Genomic DNA, 17,968 nt, shown 5'->3' with positions numbered 1-17,968 from the left:
CACGGCATATCCTTCCCGCGCATCATACCGGAATCCCGATGGGGCGGCAAAAGGGGCGGGCAGGCAGGTAATGTTGGCCGGATATTAACATTTTTCCTGTCTGCTACCCTTTTTGACGTAACGGATTATCATGCGCATTCTGGTAACCGGCGGATGTGGCTTTATCGGATCGGCGGTCATACGCCACCTGATCGCACGGACCCGCCACGAGATCCTGAATCTTGACTGCCTGACCTATGCGGCCAGTCCGCATGCGGTGGGTGTCGCGGCAGCCAGCGACCGCTATGCGTTCAGCCAGGTCAATATCTGCGAGACTGCGCGCCTGGGGGCCGTGTTCGCGGCCTTCCGCCCCGATGCGGTGATGCACCTGGCGGCGGAAAGTCACGTGGACCGGTCCATCGACAATGCCGGTGCCTTTGTGCAGACCAACGTGACCGGCACATTTGCCATGCTGGAGGCCGCGCGCGCGTACTGGCAGGCCCTGCCCGCGACACGGCGCGCGGCCTTCCGCTTCCATCATATCTCGACCGATGAGGTCTTTGGCGCGCTTGGCCCGCATGAGTCCCCCTTTACCGAGGCCACGCCCTACGACCCGCGCAGCCCCTATTCCGCCAGCAAGGCCGCATCCGACCATCTGGTGCGGGCCTGGTGGCATACCTATGGCCTGCCGACCTTTGTTACGAATACGACCAACAACTATGGAATCTGGCATTTTCCCGAAAAGCTGGTGCCGCTCATGATCATCAATGCGATCGAGGGACGCGAACTGCCAGTTTATGGTACGGGTGAGAATATCCGCGACTGGCTGTTTGTCAGCGACCATGCCGAGGCCCTGGTCCGCGCGGTGGAACAGGGCCAGCCGGGCGAGACATACGCCATTGGCGCCCGGCAGCCGCGCACCAACCTTGAAGTGGTCCATGCCATCTGCCGTACCCTCGACCGGCTGCGTCCCGATCCTGCGGGGCCGCATGCACGGCTGATCCGGCATGTGGCCGACAGGCCGGGCCATGATTTCCGTTATGAAATCGACCCTTCCCATGCCGAACAGGCACTGGGGTGGAAGGCACGGCATGATTTTGAAACGGGCATGGACCTGACCGTTCGCTGGTACCTTGACCATGCACAATGGTGGCAGGCCATACGGAAACAACGCTATGGCGGGCAACGGCTGGGGCAGGTGGCATGACCGGCGCGCCGGGACTGAAGGGGATCGTGCTGGCGGGCGGGTCCGGCACACGGCTGTACCCCATGACGCTGGCGGCCAGCAAACAGCTGTTGCCAGTCTATGACAAACCGATGATCTATTACCCGATCTCGACACTGATGATGGCGGGTATCCGTGACATCATGATCATTGCAACACCGCAGGATATGCCCCAGTTCCAGCGCCTGCTGGGGGACGGGTCACTGCTGGGCGTGTCCTTTACCTACCGTATCCAGCCCGCGCCCGAGGGGATCGCACAGGCATTCCGGATTGCGGGTGACTGGCTGGCGGGTGCGCCATGCGCGCTGATACTGGGCGATAACCTGCTCTTTGCCGATCATCTGCCCGCCATGCTGCGGGTCGCGGCACGGCGGGCACATGGGGCCACGATCTTCGCCTATCAGGTGCGTGATCCCGAACGCTATGGCGTGGTGACGTTCGATGCAGACGGGAAGGCGCTGGATATTCTGGAAAAGCCTGAACACGCACCATCAAACTGGGCGGTGACGGGGCTGTATTTCTATGACGGGCGCGTGGGGGAACTGGCGGCCGGGCTGCGCCCTTCGCCACGGGGAGAACTGGAAATCACCGATCTCAACCGGATTTACCTCGAGGAAGGCAGCCTGAGTGTCGAACGCCTCGGGCGTGGGTGCGCATGGCTGGATGCCGGCCTGCCCGATAGCCTGATGCTGGCGTCCTCGTTCGTGCAGACGGTGCAGTCGCGGCAGGGGATGCTGGTTGGTTCCCCCGAGGAGGCGGCCTTTCGCATGGGGTATATTGACGTAACCCAGCTACGCGCCCTGGCCCGGCGCATGATAAAGACCGAACTGGGGCGTACCCTTATGGCTATTGCCGGACGGGCATCCGCGCAAGCCGTAAAATGAAGAAGTTTCTGGTGAAGCTTTTTTCAAAAAAGGCGACACCGGGAGATTTCTATTACTTTCTGATCGACAGATGCATCCTGATGAACGGATTGCGGGATAATGGCCTGACGCCGGACCATTATCCCATGCCACTGGATGGCATTATTTTCCGAACTTGTAATGCAGTTCACACCCGACCCAGCGTGGCGTCTGGATGTACTGCGCACGGCTGTTGTCGTTGCCAGTAAAGGAATAGGTGTCGCCATGGTTGTTGGTCAGGTTTTCAACATAGACCGAAGCCGACCACTTTTCCGTCTTGGGGCCAAAGGTCATGCGCAGGCCAAGTGAACTGATCTTGCTGATCTTGGCGTTCGGATCGGACAGGGCCACCAGCATGTTGTCCTTCCAGCTGTAGCTGGCCTGAAGCGTCATGCGGTAGCGGTCCATGTTGATGTTGTAGCGTGCAACCGCATCCCATGAAAAACGCGGCGAGAAGGGCAGCGCCGAACCCGAAGGAATGCTCTGGTAAAGCGACAGGCCGCGTACATTGTCCACGGAGTCGATGATCTTGGCATCCAGATAGGCAAATGATCCGCGCAGGTCCAGGTTGGGAATGGCGTTGTGCCACGTGCCCGAAATCTCGCCGCCACGGGTGCGCGCGCGCGGGATGCTGCCAAGGGTCAGGGCAGTGGTTTTGGGCATCTGTGCCAGCACCAGCGTCTGCCGGTTATGGTATTCATAATCGAACAGCGCGCCTTCAAGCTGCAGCCTGTTGTGCAGCAGGCTGGCCTTGATGCCCACTTCATACGCGATCAGGTTTTCAGGACGGACATAACCCAGCGACTGGGGCGCCGTGGAGGCGGCGGAGAAATATGATCCCGCCTTGTACCCATTGGAAATGGTGCCATACACGAACGTGCCGGGCCGGATGCGGTAGCGCAGGCCCACGCGACCGGTATAGCGTTCATAGCTGTGGTCTTCGTTGATATAGGAAATGTTCTGGCCCGCACCGATCAGGCTGCCGGTTTCGTCAGTCGTGCCGCCCCGATAGGCGCGATCATCATAGGAAAAGCGGCCTGATGCAATGAAATCAAGGTTCTTGATGACGTTTGTCACGGTATTGACGTACACGCCGGTCGAGACATTCTGCTGGGTAAAATGCTGGGCGAAGGTTGCGGGTGGCGCGTCGAACGGGCTTACGCCGGCAGCGGCGAAATCGACATCTTCCTGATCGCTGTACGTGCCCTTGATCTTGTCATAGGATTCATACACGCCCACCGTCAGGTGCAGGCGTTTGGCGATATTGGTACGCAGGTGCATGTCGTGCATCTGGGCAATCGACTGGTCCTGCCAGTTGTTATCGCCGATATGCAGGGATTCACCGTCATAGTTGTCGATAATGTTGCGACGGTAAAAATCAATGGCCGTGGTCGAGACGAACTGGCCAAAGCTGAAGTCACGGTTATAGGTAACCGACACGCCCCCACCATCTTCCTGGCGGCGTACGTCCTGGTTCCCCACGTTTACCGCGTTGGCAGAGGCGTTCGGTCCCACGCCAATCGCACCCGTGGGCGTGCCATACATGCTGTCCGCATTGGTGTCCTGTGGCGAACTGGGCGTGCCACGGTTGCGGGTATAATGCAGGTTCAGCAGCAGGGACGATTTGTCATCAATGACGAATTTGGTCAGGTTGCGCACTGCCAGAATGTCCTGCGCGCCATAACGTTCGTTGGTATGGATGTCATGCTGCCATCCATCGCCCTTGGTGTAGCTGAAGGCGGTACGGTTGAAGATCCGGTCCGTAATCGGCACGTTGACCGCGAATTTTCCGGTATTGGTGTTGTAGCTGCTGTAACCCCAGTCGGCATAACCGCCAAATTTGTTGTCCGGCTTGACAGATTCGACATTCATCGACCCGCCGGTGGTGCTGCGCCCGTAATCGAAACCCTGCGGCCCCTTTTCCACGGCGATGTTCTGCACATCGAGCATCTGTCCCGAATAGAATTCGGGATAGGGGGCGAAGACACCGTCAAGGTAGATGCCGATGCCGCCCATGTTGGTGCCGCTGTAGTCATCCAGCCCGACGCCACGGATGGAGAAAATGGGCGTGCTGCCCGATGTCGCGTTCACCGCCGTGACACCGGGCACGAAGGCTGCGATGTCCTTGGGGCTTTCCAGCCGCAGCTGGCGCAGTTCCGCGCCGCTTATGACATTCACCGTGCCCGGCTGGCTGTGATAGGCCTGCTGGCGCGTGCGGGAGACATGGATCGTTTCCGGCAATTGCGGGGCTGCGTGATGGACCGGCGCATGAACGGCGTGCGTGGTGGCTGTGGGCCGGTGCTGTCCCGCCCCTGTCGTGGGGGCCGCATGTGCAAGGGTGGCACATGCGGTGGATGTCATGAGGAAACCAGCTATCCCGCCGCGCCGTGCATGGGGAAGGATACGGGCATGAGGGCACCATTTCATGACAGCGTTCCTTTTTCTTTGTCTTGTCCGGGTGATGTATCGTGCATCCGCAGGGTGCGGTGGGGATGGGAGTGAATACAAAAAGAAATGTTCGATATGTATCGAAACACCATATCCTTATTTATTCCCATCCATGATATATATACTTGACAATTATTATGGATCATGACCCACGGCTATGTCGTGAATGTGAGGCCACGCCTTTTGTTATTCCTATTTAATAACGATTTTGGTCCCGGTTCGTTTGAAATATTGTAAATCTTACTTTGCAATATGCCAGGCATGCCATTCAGTAGGAAATCATCTGGTCAAGGAAATCCCGCGCGCGCTGCGTCCTGGGGTTTGTGAAGAATTCGGCCGGGGGCGTGATTTCCAGAATACGGCCCTTGTCCATGAAGATGATGCGGTCGGCGATATGCCGCGCAAACCCCATTTCATGGGTGACGCACAGGGTGGTTATGCCCTGCTGCGCAAGGTCGTTCATGATCCCGACCACGCCCGAAATCGCTTCGGGGTCCAGGGCCGCGGTCGGTTCGTCAAACAGCATGACCTCGGGCTGCATGCACAATGCGCGCGCGATCGCCACGCGCTGCTGCTGCCCACCCGATAGCTGGATGGGGTATTTGTTGGCCTGCTCGGCGATATTGACCTGCCGCAGGAAGCGCATGGCCATTTCCTCCGCATCGGCGCGCGGGGTTTTCTTGACCAGGCGGGGGGCCAGCGTGCAGTTGTCCAGTACGCTCAGATGCGGGAACAGATTGTAGTTCTGGAACACCAGACCGACTGTTGCACGCAGTTGCGTAAGGTCGGTCTGCGCATTGATGACCCGGCCATCAATGCTCAGGATGCCGCTGTCATGCGGTTCGATGCGGTTGAAGCAGCGGATCAGCGTTGACTTGCCCGAACCGGACGGTCCCAGCACGACAATCTTTTCCCCGCGCTGCACATCGAAGCTGATCCGGTCGAGTGCGATGAAATCCTTGTACAGCTTGCTCAGGTTACGTACCGAAATCATGGCCGACGGGTCCGGCATGGTCTTGGGATCAGGATTCATTTGCGGTCGCCTTGTGACGGTCAGCCCATGCAAAACGGCGTTCAACGCGTTTCTGCAGAAACAGGAAGAAGAAAACCATGGCGAGGTAATATACCAGCGCTGCAGCGTAATATTCCGTGAACTCGAACGTGCGCGCCACCTGGATCTGGGTCACCGCCAGCAGTTCCTGAAGCGAGATGACGGATGCCAGCGACGTGGTTTTCAGCAGGCTTATGAATTCATTGATGGTCGGCGGCAGCGCAATGCGCAGCGCCTGCGGGAAGATGACATGGCGGTACACCTGCCGCCGGGACATGGCCAGCGCGTCTCCAGCCAGTTCCTGTCCCTTGTCCACCGCGCCCAGGGCCGCGCGGTTGATTTCGACCTGATAGGCGGATTCGTTGATCGACAGCGACAGCCATGTGGCCAGGAAGGGGGTAAACCATGCCTCGCGGAAGATCGGCAGGAACTGCGGCAGCGCATTCCATATGAACAGCAGCTGCAGCAGCGTCGGTGCGCCACGGAATACCGATACATATCCCTTCAGCGCCATCTTGAGCAGCGAGTCCCGCCCGTTCAGCGCCAGCGCCATCGGGATCGAGATCATGATGGCGGTAAAATGCGACAGGACGGCCACCGCCAGCGTGATGAACGCGCCGCGCATGAAGGCGGCCGATGTCAGCGCGGAAAAGAACGTGTCCCACCGGAACATCGGGGGGGCGGGCGTGTTGGCCAGCGCCTTGGCCGCATCGGGGGAAATGGCCCATTTCTTCTGGATTGCCGCCATCTGCCCGTTCTGGCCCATGGTGGCGATGGCCTGTTCCAGCAGTTCGCGGTCATGCGCGTTCTTGCGGATATACAGCGCGAAATGCCGGTATTCGGGATAGGGCGGCACCAGGATGACGCTGACCTTTCCGTGCAGTTGCTCCTGCCGGTAGTACAGCTCCACATCCTGGCTGGCGAAGGCGAAAACGCGACCGATCAGCACCTGCTGCACCACCTGGTCCTCGGTCGGGTACTGCTGGATGATGATGGGCGCGCGACCGGCTTTGGCCAGTGCCTCGTTTTCCTGCGCCAGACGGGCGCTGTAGCTGGTGCCCGACTGCACGGCCACCGTCTTGCCCGACAGGTCGGCCATGCTGGACAGGCGGGGCGTGCCGGCGCGCGCCACGACCACCAGGGCGGTATCCTGATAGGATATGGCGTCAAAATTCTTCTCGCGCTCCGGCAGCTTGATGATGCCACTGGCCACCATCGAGCACCGCTGCGCCGCAAGGCTGGGGAACAGGCCGGTAAAGTCCATGGTCGTCACAACCATGGGCACATGCCAGTAATCCGCCAGCCGGTGGGCGATGTCCATGTCGATCCCGTCCACGGCGTTGACATCGGTGCCATTCACGAATGTCATCGGTGGCAGGGTGGGGTTGGTACAGACGGTCAGCGTACCGTCATGGATGAAGCCGGGCAGGTCGGGTTCTGCGGCCTGTGCGCTACCCGCGATGGCCAGCACCCCGGCAAGGGCCGCCGCCAGCGCACGGGGGCGGAAGCGGGAAGAATAGCGGCGCATGAACCGCGCCATGGAATGGGTCATATGGTGTGCTCCACGCGGGTATGGGGCAGGTGTCGGGGGTGGAAAACCATGAATTGGCGCCCGCGCTAGCAGGCTTCTTCCAGAATGCGGCGGAATATATCGACCATCAGCCCGGTTTCGGGTGATGGCCGGGCAATGAAGTAGAAGCCCGTAACCAGTTCCAGCCCCCCCAGCGTGATGCGGCGCAGCAGGCCATCCCGCAGCAGGGGCTGGGCAAAGGGGTCGGGCAGGAAACCGAGATAGCTGCCCGACAGGATCAGCAGCGCGCGCGAATCAACGTTTTCCGCGGCGGCGGCGAAGGTCAGGCGGGGGCGTATCCCCTCCCACATGGGCGACGACGCGGCGCCCGACACCGCGATCATGCGATGCTGGGACAGTACCTCGGGGGTGATTGCGTCCTCGGGCATGTTGAACAGTGGATGGCGCATGCCGCAGAACAGGTGCAGTGCCTCGCGGAACAGGGGGGTTGTGTGCATGTTGGGCAGGTGGCGCGGGTTCAGCATGATCCCGGCGGAAGCCTGTCCGTTCAGCACCGCGAATTCCACCTCCCGCGAGGACGCGGAACGGATATCAAGGAACACCCCCGGGTGGCGCGTGGTGAAGATTTCAATCGCGCGGACCAAGGCGGTTTCGCCATGGATCTGGATATTGTCGGGCACATACAGGCAGAACCGCCCCGATAGGGTGCCGCTGGCTTCGTTGATGCGCTGCTGGAAGCGCGCGATGTCGGAAAACAGGGTATTGGTGGCTTCCATCACCATCCGCCCTTCCGCCGTCAGCGCGAACCCGCTGCGCCCGCGCATGCACAGCCGCAGGCCAAGCCGGTTTTCCAGCGCCGAGATGTCGATGCTGATGGAAGACTTGCTTTTGCCCAGCGCCACTTCGGCGGCGGCGAAACCGCCATGTTCGGCCACCGTGCGGAACACACGCAGCAGGCGCAGGTCCACCTCGGCGATCTGGCCGTGAAAACCGGCGGCCTTGCGGTGTGGCGCCTTGCGGCGCGTGGGCGCGCTGTTGCCCGGACTTGATGTATGTTCTCGCGTCATGCAGGACCGGTCCACCAGGTATCAGACATGGAACATGCCGTGCCGCCATGCTGGCAACCGGAATTATTCCTGTATAAGAACATAGGCAGGCATCTGTCGCTTCTCATTGTCGGAAATGGCCAATTCGTTGTCAGGTTTATCCATAAACCGCAACGATGGGCAGGTGGAATGATTATGTGCGGTTGTCGGATGGAAAAGCGTAATATGTTGATCTGGAAATGAAAAACGTCCGGCCTGCGCGGTTGCCACATCCGCGCGCGCCTGATGGTAATGGTAACGGGGGCGGGCGTTGCATATGTCAAGATTAATGAAAATACAAAGTAAACTATGGACCATTGATATTTGAACGTCCGTACCCACCGTTATCTTTCTGGAAATACCCTAGTGTATTCAGTTATGTGACAAGGATTAAAGGCAATGGTCGCGAACCGCTGGTTTATTGACAGTGAAACCGGGGATCTGGCGGATGTGCTGCTATGTCCCCCTGACTATTATTCCTGGATTCCCAGTAATGATATCGCCATCCAGAGCATGGCCAACGGTGCGAAAATCGACCGCGCCGCGCTGAATGCCCAGTTCAGGGAACTTGTCGCCACGCTGGAAGGCGAACAGGTCAGCTGCCATTTCCTGACCCCGCACAAGGACATGCCGTACGAGGTGTACACCCGCGACAGTTCCCAGACCACGCCGTTCGGCACTGTCGTCACCAACCTCGCCCGTCCCGAGCGCACGGCGGAAATCACGCCGATCCATGAATTCTACGGCAAGGATGAAATCTGGAAGACCTGCACGAAGGGCCATATCGAAGGCGGTGACATCCACATCATCCGTCCCGGCCTGCTGGCGGTTGGCGTCAGCGGTGGCCGCACGGACGAAGCAGGCGCCGCCGAGTTCATAAGCTGGTTCGAGGAAGCCGGCTGGACCTGCCGCATGATCCGCTTCCCCGAGCATTTCCTGCACCTGGACGTAATCTTCACCATGGTGGCGGAAGACCTGGCCATCGCCGCGGTGGACGTGATCGCGGATGAGGACCTGGACTGGTTCCGCGCGCAGGGCATCCGCCTGCTGCCGGTCAGCTACAAGGAAGCCATGCGGGACATGGGCTGCAACGTCCTGTCGCTGGGCCGCGAACGCGTGGTCAGCCCCCATCACTGCACGCGCATCAACCAGATGCTGCGCGCGGAAGGCCTGACGGTGCTGGACCCGGAACTCAACCAGTTCTCGCAGGGCGGCGGCAGCATCCACTGCATGACCATGCCGCTGCGCCGCAAGTCCCTCAGGAAGGACTGACCCATCGCGCCAGCACAGACATGGCATGACCCTGTCTGTGCATGCCATGCGGCATGGCCCGCCCGGTCCCGTCGCACGGTCGGAACCGGGCGGGAGGCGTGCATCCTGACCTGCGGCATCCTTTGCCGATCCGCATCGTCCGGCGTCATTCAACAGAGAGTACAGACCCATGGGTATGGAAAACAGCATTTCGATCGATGGCGCGCAGCTATGGTCCGACCTGATGGAAACGGCACGTTTTGGCGCGACCGCGCGTGGCGGGCTGCATCGTCTGGCGCTTGGTGCGGATGACCTGAAGGTACGCGAATGGTTTGCCGCCACGTGCCGGGCGCTGGGGTGTGAAGTCATCCATGATTCCATGGGCAACCAGTTCGCGCGTCGTCCCGGCACGCAGCCCGGCCTGAAGCCGATCATGATGGGTAGCCATCTGGACACGCAGCCGACAGGCGGGCGTTTTGACGGTATTCTGGGCGTGCTGGGTGGTATCGCCGTGCTGCGCGCGCTGGAAAATGGCAAGCTCCAGACCCGTCACCCGATCGAGGTCGTCAACTGGACGAATGAGGAAGGCGCGCGCTTTACCCCTCCCATGCTGGCATCCGGCGTATTTGCCGGTGTCTTTACCGAAGAATATGCCCGCAGCCGTCCCGATCGTGACAACATCACCCTGGGTGATGCCCTGACGCAGGGTGGACAGGCGGGCGCGCAGCCCTGTGGCCAGCATCCCGCCGCCGCGTATTTCGAACTGCATATCGAACAGGGGCCGGTGCTGGAGGCCGAAGAAAAGACGATCGGCGTGGTGCAGGGCATCCAGGGCATGCGCTGGTACGAAGTGCGCGTCATGGGCCGTGATTCCCACGCGGGCACAACCCCCATGACCATGCGCGCCGACGCCATGTGGGCCGCCGCCCGCATGATCGATGCGGTGCATGGTGTGGCGATGTCCCATAAGGATGGCCTGGGCACGGTCGGTATCGTTGATTGCCAGCCCGCCAGCAGCAATGTCATTCCCGGCAATGTCATGTTCACCGTTGACCTGCGCAATCCGTCCGACACGGTTCTGGAGGCGATGGAGCAGGATTTCCGCGCCCGGATCGCGACCCTGGCCGAGGATTGCGGGGTTGAGGCGATCGTGTCGCCGGTATGGAATTCAGCCGCCGTGCATTTTGATCCCACCTGCATCGCCTGCGTGCGTGAGGCGGCGGAGGAGGAACGCTATCCCATGCGTGATATCGTCTCCGGCGCCGGGCATGACGCCGCCTACATGGCGCAGGTGGCGCCGACGGCCATGGTGTTTATCCCGTGCCTGAACGGTATCAGCCATAACGAGGCCGAAAGCGCCGAACCGACGGATGCGACGGCGGGCGCCAATGTCCTGCTGCATGCCGTGCTGCTGGCCGATACCCGGATTGACGCGGCATAAGACCAGATGCGGCGGGGTTATTTCTTCAGCCGCACCATGACCACCTTGGGGTGGTGGCCGACCCATTCGACATCGACAATACCGGAATCGGTGATCAGGTCGCTCAGGCGCGCATAGCCGAAATTGCGGGCATTGAAATCCGACGCCTGCTTGGCCAGATGGGCGCCGACCGAGGCGAGGTTGGCCCATCCATCCTCGTTCGAGGACGCGTTGATGGCGTTGCGCAGCTTGTCCAGGTCCTGTTCATCGAGGGTCTGCACCGGCTGGACGAAGGGCAGGCCACGGGACGTGGTCCGGTCTGTCCGGTGCCTGTGTGTCTCCACATCATGCGCGGCGTGGTGGCTGAGGACATCGAAATAGACGAATTTGTCGCATGCCGTAATGAAGGGGCGTGGTGTCTTGCGTTCCCCGAACCCGTAGACCGTCACCCCCTGTTCACGGATGCGGGCGGCAAGACGGGCGAAATCGCTGTCACTCGATACAATGCAGAACCCCGCGAACCGCCCGGTATACAGCAGGTCCATCGCATCGATGATCATTGCGCCATCGGTGGCGTTCTTCCCGGTTGTATAGGCAAATTGCTGCACGGGCTGGATTGCGTGTTCCAGCAGGCATTCCTTCCAGCCATTCAGGTTGGGCTTTGTCCAGTCGCCATAGATGCGCTTGACGCTGGCAACCCCGTAACTGGCGATTTCTTCCAGTAGGCCAATGATGACCCTGGGTGATGCATTATCCCCGTCAATCAGTAGAGCGAGCGCCTTGTCAGGATTTGTCTGTATCATGTCCCCCTGGGATACCGTGCCCCATGGCCGTCAGATACAGGCCGCCGACCGATCGGGCAAATGACGCGATACCGCTTTTTGCCTGGTCTGCCTTTGGTGCCGTGCGTGCCTAAGTGTACTTTGGAAAATTCCTATTTACACATATGACCGCAACGGTTGATCGTCGTTGCATAAACATATCATTCCGCGTCTATTGAGGGGGTAGCTGCATTACATGATCCGTGCCTCGATCCCGTTCGGCTTTTCCATCTGTTCCACGCCGGGGAGCGTCAACTGATGCAACTGGATGTCTTCAAGACGCTGTGGGGCGATACCCGTCCGTGGGACCAGCCCGTTGCCGATATGCGGGCGGCGGGTTTTGACGGGATCGAGGCACGTATCCCACCCACTGCGGCACAGGCGGCCGAATGCGCGCGGATCCTGCGCGGCGAAGGCGTGCCCTATATCGGCATCGCCATGACCGGTGGTGGCGTGCTGCCCCGTCAAGCGGCCAGCGTGGATGACCATGTCACCGACCTGCGCGCCATACTGGAACGTGCGGTGCCCATGTCACCCCGTTTCATCAACGTGCTGGGTGGCAATGACCGGTGGAATGCGGCCCAGCAGGTCGAATTCATTGCGCGGGCGCAGGATGTGGCACGCGATACCGGGTTGCTGTGCAGTTTCGAAACCCATCGCGCGCGCATCCTGTCCAGCCCGTGGATGACGCTGGAGGTCATCCGCCAGCATCCTGACGTGCTGTTCACGACCGATATCAGCCACTGGGTCGTGACCTGCGAACGGCTGCTTGATGACCCGCTGGATGATTTCAGCGCCTTTGTCAGCCGGGTCCATCATGTGCAGGCCCGCGTGGGATATGACCAGGGACCGCAGGTGCCCCATCCGGCGGCCCCCGAATACCAGCCTGCCCTGCGGTTTCACCAGCAGTTCTGGGAAAAGGTCTGGCAGTCCCAGATGGCGCGGGGCTACACCACCACCACCCTGACCCCCGAATGCGGGCCGGATGGCTACCTGCACACGCTTCCCTTCACCAATGCGCCGGTGGCCGACCTGTGGGGGCTGAATGTGTGGATGGGGCAGACGGAACGCCAGCATTTTCTGGACTTCATATCGACCAGGCAACAGGATAACGCGTCATGACGTCTACCATACAGGATACGGTAAAACCCGGTCACGTCGAGACCTTTACTTCCATTCCCGTTGTAAATATCGCGGGGTTGTACAGTCCTGACCTTGCCGCACGGCAGGCCGTGGCGGAGGAACTCGGGGCGGCGGCGCGCAATGTCGGCTTCCTTTATATCTCCGGCCATCAGGTGCCGGATGCCGAGATCGCGGGCGTGCGCAAGGCGGCGCGGGATTTCTTCGCGCTGCCTTACGAAGAAAAGATGAAATACTACATCGGCACGTCCGCCACGCATAAGGGCTACGTGCCGGAAGGCGAGGAAGTCTACAGCAAGGGCCGTCCCGACCATAAGGAAGCCTTTGACATCGGGTTCGAGGTTCCGGCCGATAACCCGCTGGTCAAGGCGGGCACGCCGCTTCTGGGGCCGAACAACTGGCCCACCGTGCCCGGTTTCCGTGCGGAAGCCGAGGCGTATTACAAATCCGTTTTCGCGCTGGGCCGCACGCTGTTCCGTGGCTTTGCCCTGGCGCTCGGGCTGCCGGAAACGTATTTCGATGACCACGCCAATTTCCCGCCGTCCAAACTGCGCATGATCCATTATCCGTATGATGCGGATGTAAAGGATGCGCCCGGGATTGGCGCGCATACCGATTATGAATGCTTTACCATCCTGCTGGCGGACCAGCCGGGGCTGGAAGTCATGAACGGCAATGGCGACTGGATTGACGCGCCGCCGGTACCGGGCGCCTTTGTGGTCAATATCGGCGACATGCTGGAAGTCATGACCGCGGGGGCCTTTGTCGCGACGGCGCATCGTGTCCGCAGCGTCCCGGCGGAACGATATTCCTTTCCCCTGTTCTATGCCTGCGACTATCATACCAGGATCCAGCCGCTGCCAGCCTTCGCCAATGGCGCGCAGGATTATGAAACCATTACCATCGGGGAACACATGTGGGCGCAGGCGCTGCAGACCTATCAGTACCTTGTCCGTCGCGTGGCGGACGGGACGCTGTCGCTGCCCACGGGTGCGCGCAAGGTGGCCACGTTCGGGCATTTCAAGCGCGCAAAAAACGATAAGGCCTGATCCCGCCACGGCGGCCAGGCATTTGCTACAGGATGGGATTTTCCGACATCATGTCTACTGCACCGGCTACATCATCTGCCATGACAGAGCAGGCCCTGCGTGAGGATCTGGCAGCAGCCTATCGCCTGATCGCGCATTTCGGCATGACCGACCTTGTCTATACGCACCTGTCCGTGCGTCTGCCGGGGCCAAATCATGCCTATCTGGTCAATCCCTACGGTCTTCTGTTCGAGGAAATTACCGCCAGTTCCCTGGTCGTGGTGGATGCGGACGGCCTGCCCAGGCAGGAAACGTCATGGCCGATCAACCCGGCGGGGTTTGTCATCCATTCCGCCATCCACCGCAGCAGGCCCGATGCCGCCTGCGTCATGCATACCCATACCATTCCCGGCATGGTGGTGGCGGCACAGGACCAGAATGTCCTGCCGCTGAACCAGATCAACATGGAATTCTACGGCAGTGTCGCCTTTCATCCCTACGAGGGGATTGCGGCGGATGATAACCTGAGCGAGCGCGAGCGTCTGGTGCGCGACCTTGGTGACCGTAATGCGCTGATTCTGCAGAACCATGGACTGCTGACCGTCGGCACGACCGTCGCGCATACATTCTACCGCATGTATTATCTGAATCAGGCCTGCAGCATTCAGATCGCGGCGCAGGCGACGGGGGTGCCGCTGCACATTCCCTCCGAGACGCAGATCCTGCGCGCGAAAAAGCAGTTTGATGATGATCCCGATCAGGGCCGCCTGATCTGGCAGGCCCTGCGCCGCAAGCTCGATCGTGAACAGCCGGATTACAGGGACTGATACGGTCATAGGTCATGCGTTCTGGTAGGCCCGCAGGCAACATTCATGCCTGTGGGCCTGTCTGCGTGACGTCCGTTTTCAGGGGGAATGAACAGGTCGCTTAAGTCAGCCTGCGAAACGGACATTCCGGCGCACGGTCATGATGTCCGTAGGATCTGCGAGCTGCGGGACTCGAATTCTCATGATCCCGCACTTCACATCACGCTAGAATCACTGGAAATCCGCCAAATGCTTCTTCATCCATCTCTTGGCACTGAAGGCACCTTGGAGAAGGAATGTGGGGAAATCAAGCGGCCACTATCACCTATTTCTGCGTTCCCCTGATCTGCTGCAGCAGTGAGACGGGAAGGGGGGCTAATGCGTCATCACCTTTGACGTGTGCCCATCGGTGGCAAGTGGGACATAAAACAGACAAGTCATCTATGGTGCTGTCACGTTGGCCGCAGGCGACTGGGCTAATATGATGAGCATCAAACATTCCTGCCGATTCGTCAGAGAAGCCACATGCTTCGCAAACGAGTTTGCCATCATTGCGTTCTCGATTTGCCAGTTTCGCAGCCTTTTTAAGTTCTGGCGAACGCTCTACCTGGCATGAAAGTTTATATACCCGCTTTCCTTCCGATGATGTGAATTTCAATCTTGGGTAGAATGTTGATGAATATTCCACCTTTCCATCATCATAAAAACCGGGTGGAGCTATTACGTCTGTTCTGCGTCTGACTGGAAAATCCTTAATCTTTTCCCAAAAAAGATGGATGCGTTCTTCGTCGCGATAAACGCTATCATATGCATTGGTTATGATTTTTTTATCCGGAAGCCCTACATCGCTCAGGATGTCTGGATGGCCGATGACATCATACGTTTCGGACGTAACTATCGCAAAAGGCCACTGCGAGAGTCTCTCTTTTAGCACGGAATTTCGGACAAAAGCGGCTGTTTCGCCGTATTTCCCTGTCGCTCTTACCAGTTCCAGAATTCTGCCCTTGAATTTCTGGGGCACGTTAGAACCCGCACCAATTGTAACAAAATAGTGCTGGGTCAAGGATCGTTCGGCCACTGATTTTGCTCTCCATTTTTTGGAAAAGCACATGACTGGTTCTTCCGAAAGTCCCCAGACTGGTTTGAGACCCATAAGATTGTCGCATGTGTGAACGATATTCTCGAATGTTATCATCGTTTCACAATGCTCCCATACGTTAGAAATCCGATAATCACTTAATCTTAATGAATTTGCAGCTAGAGAACTATGTGACAATAAGAATATAATGTATGGTTAATTTTATTAAATGGTATTGCTATAGTAATTCAGTAATGATTGCATCAACCAAACTAAACCATTTTCCTATTTTATAGGAAATAATTATGAAGAAAAATCATTTCTTCATAGATTTAGCGAACATATCAGTGGTTACAATTAACTAGATCTGCGAGCTGCGGGACTCGAACCCGCACGCCCTATTGCGGGCGCAAGATTTTAAGTCTCGTGCGTCTACCATTCCGCCAAGCTCGCATATGCGGACCTGTTTAGCATATGCAGGGCGCAGGACAATCATCGGGCATGATTTTATCGAATTAAGTTGTCAGCGCCCTATTCATGGATCGCGGCAGCCTGGACCAGTTTACAAAGAACGGACCATGTAACGTGATGGGATCGGACTGGACCCTTCACAGGCAGGATACCTGCCCTGTTGGCCCACCATTGCGGCGGCCAGCAGGGCAGCGGCTGTATTACTGCTGGAAAGCGCGGGCCAGGATATTCTGCTTTTCCAGTGATACGGGCAGGGTGGTATTGGTCAGGGCAATCCCCTGCCAGCCTGCGCCCAGCGCCGTGTAAAGGTTGATGGCATCCTGCAGGCGTTCCAGCCGCGCCATGGCCTCGGCGTTCTGGGCATTCAGGGTCGTGCGTTCGGTTGTCAGCACTTCCAGGAACCCGACCAGGCCGGCGGCATACAGCTTGCGCGCGCGCTCACTGGCCAATGAGCTGTCTTCCGCAGCCTTGGCCAGCAGTTCGGTGTGTTCTTCATCATCATGCCATGCGGCCATCGCATCCTCGACTTCCTTGAAGCCGTTGAGGACGGACTGGCGATAGGCAAGCCGGCTGGCTTCGGCCGCAGCCTGCGCCATGCGGATCTGGGAGGTATATTTCCCGCCATGCATCAGCGGCAGGGACGCCATCATCAGGAACTGCCAGCTCATGCCGCCCATCTGGAACACCTGATACAGGGCCGATGCATTGGGATTGAAGTTCAGCGGAATGGTGAAGTTCGGGTAAAGCTGGGCAACGGCCACGCCAATACGCGCCGTCGCTTCGGCATAGGTGCGTTCCGCCTTGCGGATATCGGGACGGTTGGCGATGACCATGGACGGCAGGGTGGACGGGAATTCCGGAACCGGCGGTAGCGGCCTGGCTACCTTCAGTTCCAGTTCCGATGTGCCGGGCATCTGCCCCATCAGCACGTCAATCGCATGCGTGATCTGGGAAATATGGGTTTTCAGCGGTTCACGTGCCGCCGTCTGCGAATCCAGTTCCGCCTTGGCCTGCGCGATCTGCATGGTGTTACCCACGCCTTCCAGGTACAGGCGGTTGGTCAGGTCATAGGCGTCCTGTGCGACGTGGATGTTGTTGTTGGCGATTTCCAGCCGCAACTGCTGGTCGCGCAACATCATGTAGTCACCGGCCAGTTCGGACAGCATCATGACCATGACGGCGCGACGGTCCTCGATCGATTCCTCGACCGCGCGGTTCTCGGCTTCCACGCTGCGGCGGATGCGACCGAACACGTCAATCTGCCAGCTGGCGCTGAAGCCATAACCCAGATAGGCGGCCTGTGGCTGGTTTGCAGACCCGGCAGCTGTACCCGGACGCAGCGGCCAGTTGTCGATATTGATCGAATACCGGACATTACCGGCGGATGCCTGCGTATCCACCTGCGGATACCACTGCGATGCCTGCACGTCACGGATCGCGCGTTCGGCCATGATCCGCTGGCCCGCGACCTGCAGGTTGTAATTCCCTGTAATCGCCTTGTCGACCAGCTTGTCGAGTTCAGGATCCTTGAACAGGTGCCACCACTGTTTCAGTTCCTTGTTGGTTTCCTCGATTTCCTCGGGGGTGGCGGCGTGGTCATCCTCGGTAAATTTGGCCGGGGGTTTCATCCGGTCGGGCTGGTAGCGGGGGCCTACCGTACAACCGGCCAGGAAAATGGCCGATGTCAGGAACAGGCCGGTCCGGCGGGTAACTGCGTTGATGTTCATGATCG

General features: G+C 59.2%; 14 protein-coding genes and 1 tRNA gene. 7 read left to right on the top strand and 8 right to left on the bottom strand.

Features of this window, described 5'->3' with window-relative positions; translation table 11 throughout:
* Positions 1–130: 130 nt before the first annotated feature.
* Together rfbB and rfbA are read left to right on the top strand one after the other, a co-directional pair.
* A complete protein-coding gene (gene rfbB / locus S101446_RS11140) occupies positions 131–1,186 on the top strand; it encodes a dTDP-glucose 4,6-dehydratase (RefSeq protein ID WP_087608378.1) in 1,056 nt (351 codons plus the stop codon).
* The gene (gene rfbA / locus S101446_RS11135) at positions 1,183–2,088 is read left to right on the top strand and encodes a glucose-1-phosphate thymidylyltransferase RfbA (protein ID WP_010510113.1); all 906 of its coding nucleotides are present in this window, start codon (positions 1,183–1,185) and stop codon (positions 2,086–2,088) included. Before rfbB ends, rfbA begins: the two co-directional genes overlap by 4 nt.
* A gap of 141 nt (positions 2,089–2,229) precedes the next feature.
* Here the strand turns inward: rfbA and S101446_RS11130 are convergent, their stop codons facing one another.
* The 4 genes from S101446_RS11130 to S101446_RS11115 form a co-directional block, all read right to left on the bottom strand.
* Positions 2,230–4,467, bottom strand: coding sequence for a TonB-dependent receptor (locus S101446_RS11130; protein ID WP_375138793.1), 2,238 nt, complete (start codon positions 4,465–4,467; stop codon positions 2,230–2,232).
* Positions 4,468–4,822: 355 nt separating this feature from the next.
* Positions 4,823–5,587, bottom strand: coding sequence for an amino acid ABC transporter ATP-binding protein (locus S101446_RS11125; protein WP_019085998.1), 765 nt, complete (start codon positions 5,585–5,587; stop codon positions 4,823–4,825).
* Complete coding sequence (locus S101446_RS11120; protein WP_087608377.1) at positions 5,577–7,157, bottom strand: ABC transporter substrate-binding protein/permease; 1,581 nt, start codon at positions 7,155–7,157, stop codon at positions 5,577–5,579. The genes S101446_RS11125 and S101446_RS11120 overlap by 11 nt, the downstream gene beginning before the upstream one ends.
* A 65-nt stretch (positions 7,158–7,222) precedes the next feature.
* Positions 7,223–8,203 (bottom strand): LysR family transcriptional regulator, encoded by a 981-nt coding sequence (locus S101446_RS11115; protein WP_087608376.1) that lies wholly within the window; start codon positions 8,201–8,203, stop codon positions 7,223–7,225.
* 417 nt (positions 8,204–8,620) lie between these two features.
* Between S101446_RS11115 and S101446_RS11105 the strand changes: the two genes are divergently transcribed.
* Positions 8,621–9,493 carry a dimethylarginine dimethylaminohydrolase family protein gene (locus S101446_RS11105; RefSeq protein WP_010510104.1) on the top strand — a complete coding sequence of 291 codons (873 nt, stop codon included), beginning with the start codon at positions 8,621–8,623 and terminating at the stop codon, positions 9,491–9,493.
* Positions 9,494–9,662: 169 nt separating this feature from the next.
* Positions 9,663–10,913: a M20 family metallo-hydrolase gene (locus tag S101446_RS11100; protein WP_087608374.1), complete on the top strand. Its 1,251-nt coding sequence runs from the start codon at positions 9,663–9,665 to the stop codon at positions 10,911–10,913.
* A gap of 17 nt (positions 10,914–10,930) precedes the next feature.
* Here S101446_RS11100 and S101446_RS11095 read toward each other — a convergent pair whose 3' ends face one another.
* Positions 10,931–11,695, bottom strand: coding sequence for an NYN domain-containing protein (locus tag S101446_RS11095; RefSeq protein ID WP_087608373.1), 765 nt, complete (start codon positions 11,693–11,695; stop codon positions 10,931–10,933).
* Positions 11,696–11,971: 276 nt separating this feature from the next.
* Between S101446_RS11095 and S101446_RS11090 the strand changes: the two genes are divergently transcribed.
* The 3 genes from S101446_RS11090 to S101446_RS11080 all read left to right on the top strand — a co-directional run bounded on the left by S101446_RS11090 (position 11,972) and on the right by S101446_RS11080 (position 14,708).
* A complete protein-coding gene (locus S101446_RS11090; protein WP_019086002.1) occupies positions 11,972–12,835 on the top strand; it encodes a sugar phosphate isomerase/epimerase family protein in 864 nt (287 codons plus the stop codon).
* The gene (locus S101446_RS11085; RefSeq protein ID WP_010510095.1) at positions 12,832–13,902 is read left to right on the top strand and encodes an isopenicillin N synthase family dioxygenase; all 1,071 of its coding nucleotides are present in this window, start codon (positions 12,832–12,834) and stop codon (positions 13,900–13,902) included. The genes S101446_RS11090 and S101446_RS11085 overlap by 4 nt, the downstream gene beginning before the upstream one ends.
* A gap of 80 nt (positions 13,903–13,982) precedes the next feature.
* Complete coding sequence (locus tag S101446_RS11080; RefSeq protein WP_010510093.1) at positions 13,983–14,708, top strand: class II aldolase/adducin family protein; 726 nt, start codon at positions 13,983–13,985, stop codon at positions 14,706–14,708.
* Positions 14,709–15,012: 304 nt separating this feature from the next.
* Here the strand turns inward: S101446_RS11080 and S101446_RS11075 are convergent, their stop codons facing one another.
* The 3 genes from S101446_RS11075 to S101446_RS11065 form a co-directional block, all read right to left on the bottom strand.
* Complete coding sequence (locus tag S101446_RS11075; RefSeq protein WP_157684848.1) at positions 15,013–15,765, bottom strand: HNH endonuclease; 753 nt, start codon at positions 15,763–15,765, stop codon at positions 15,013–15,015.
* A 368-nt stretch (positions 15,766–16,133) separates the two neighbouring features.
* Positions 16,134–16,218: transfer RNA gene (locus S101446_RS11070), tRNA-Leu, on the bottom strand.
* Between the two features lie 218 nt (positions 16,219–16,436).
* Positions 16,437–17,963, bottom strand: a complete 1,527-nt coding sequence (locus S101446_RS11065) for an efflux transporter outer membrane subunit (RefSeq protein WP_087608371.1) — start codon at positions 17,961–17,963, stop codon at positions 16,437–16,439.
* Positions 17,964–17,968 lie beyond the last annotated feature (5 nt).

The sequence above is a fragment of the Komagataeibacter europaeus genome, assembly GCF_002173515.1.
Lineage (GTDB): Bacteria > Pseudomonadota > Alphaproteobacteria > Acetobacterales > Acetobacteraceae > Komagataeibacter > Komagataeibacter europaeus.
The sequence above is the reverse complement of the archived record's forward strand: the minus strand, read 5'-3'. Positions and strand labels throughout refer to the sequence as shown.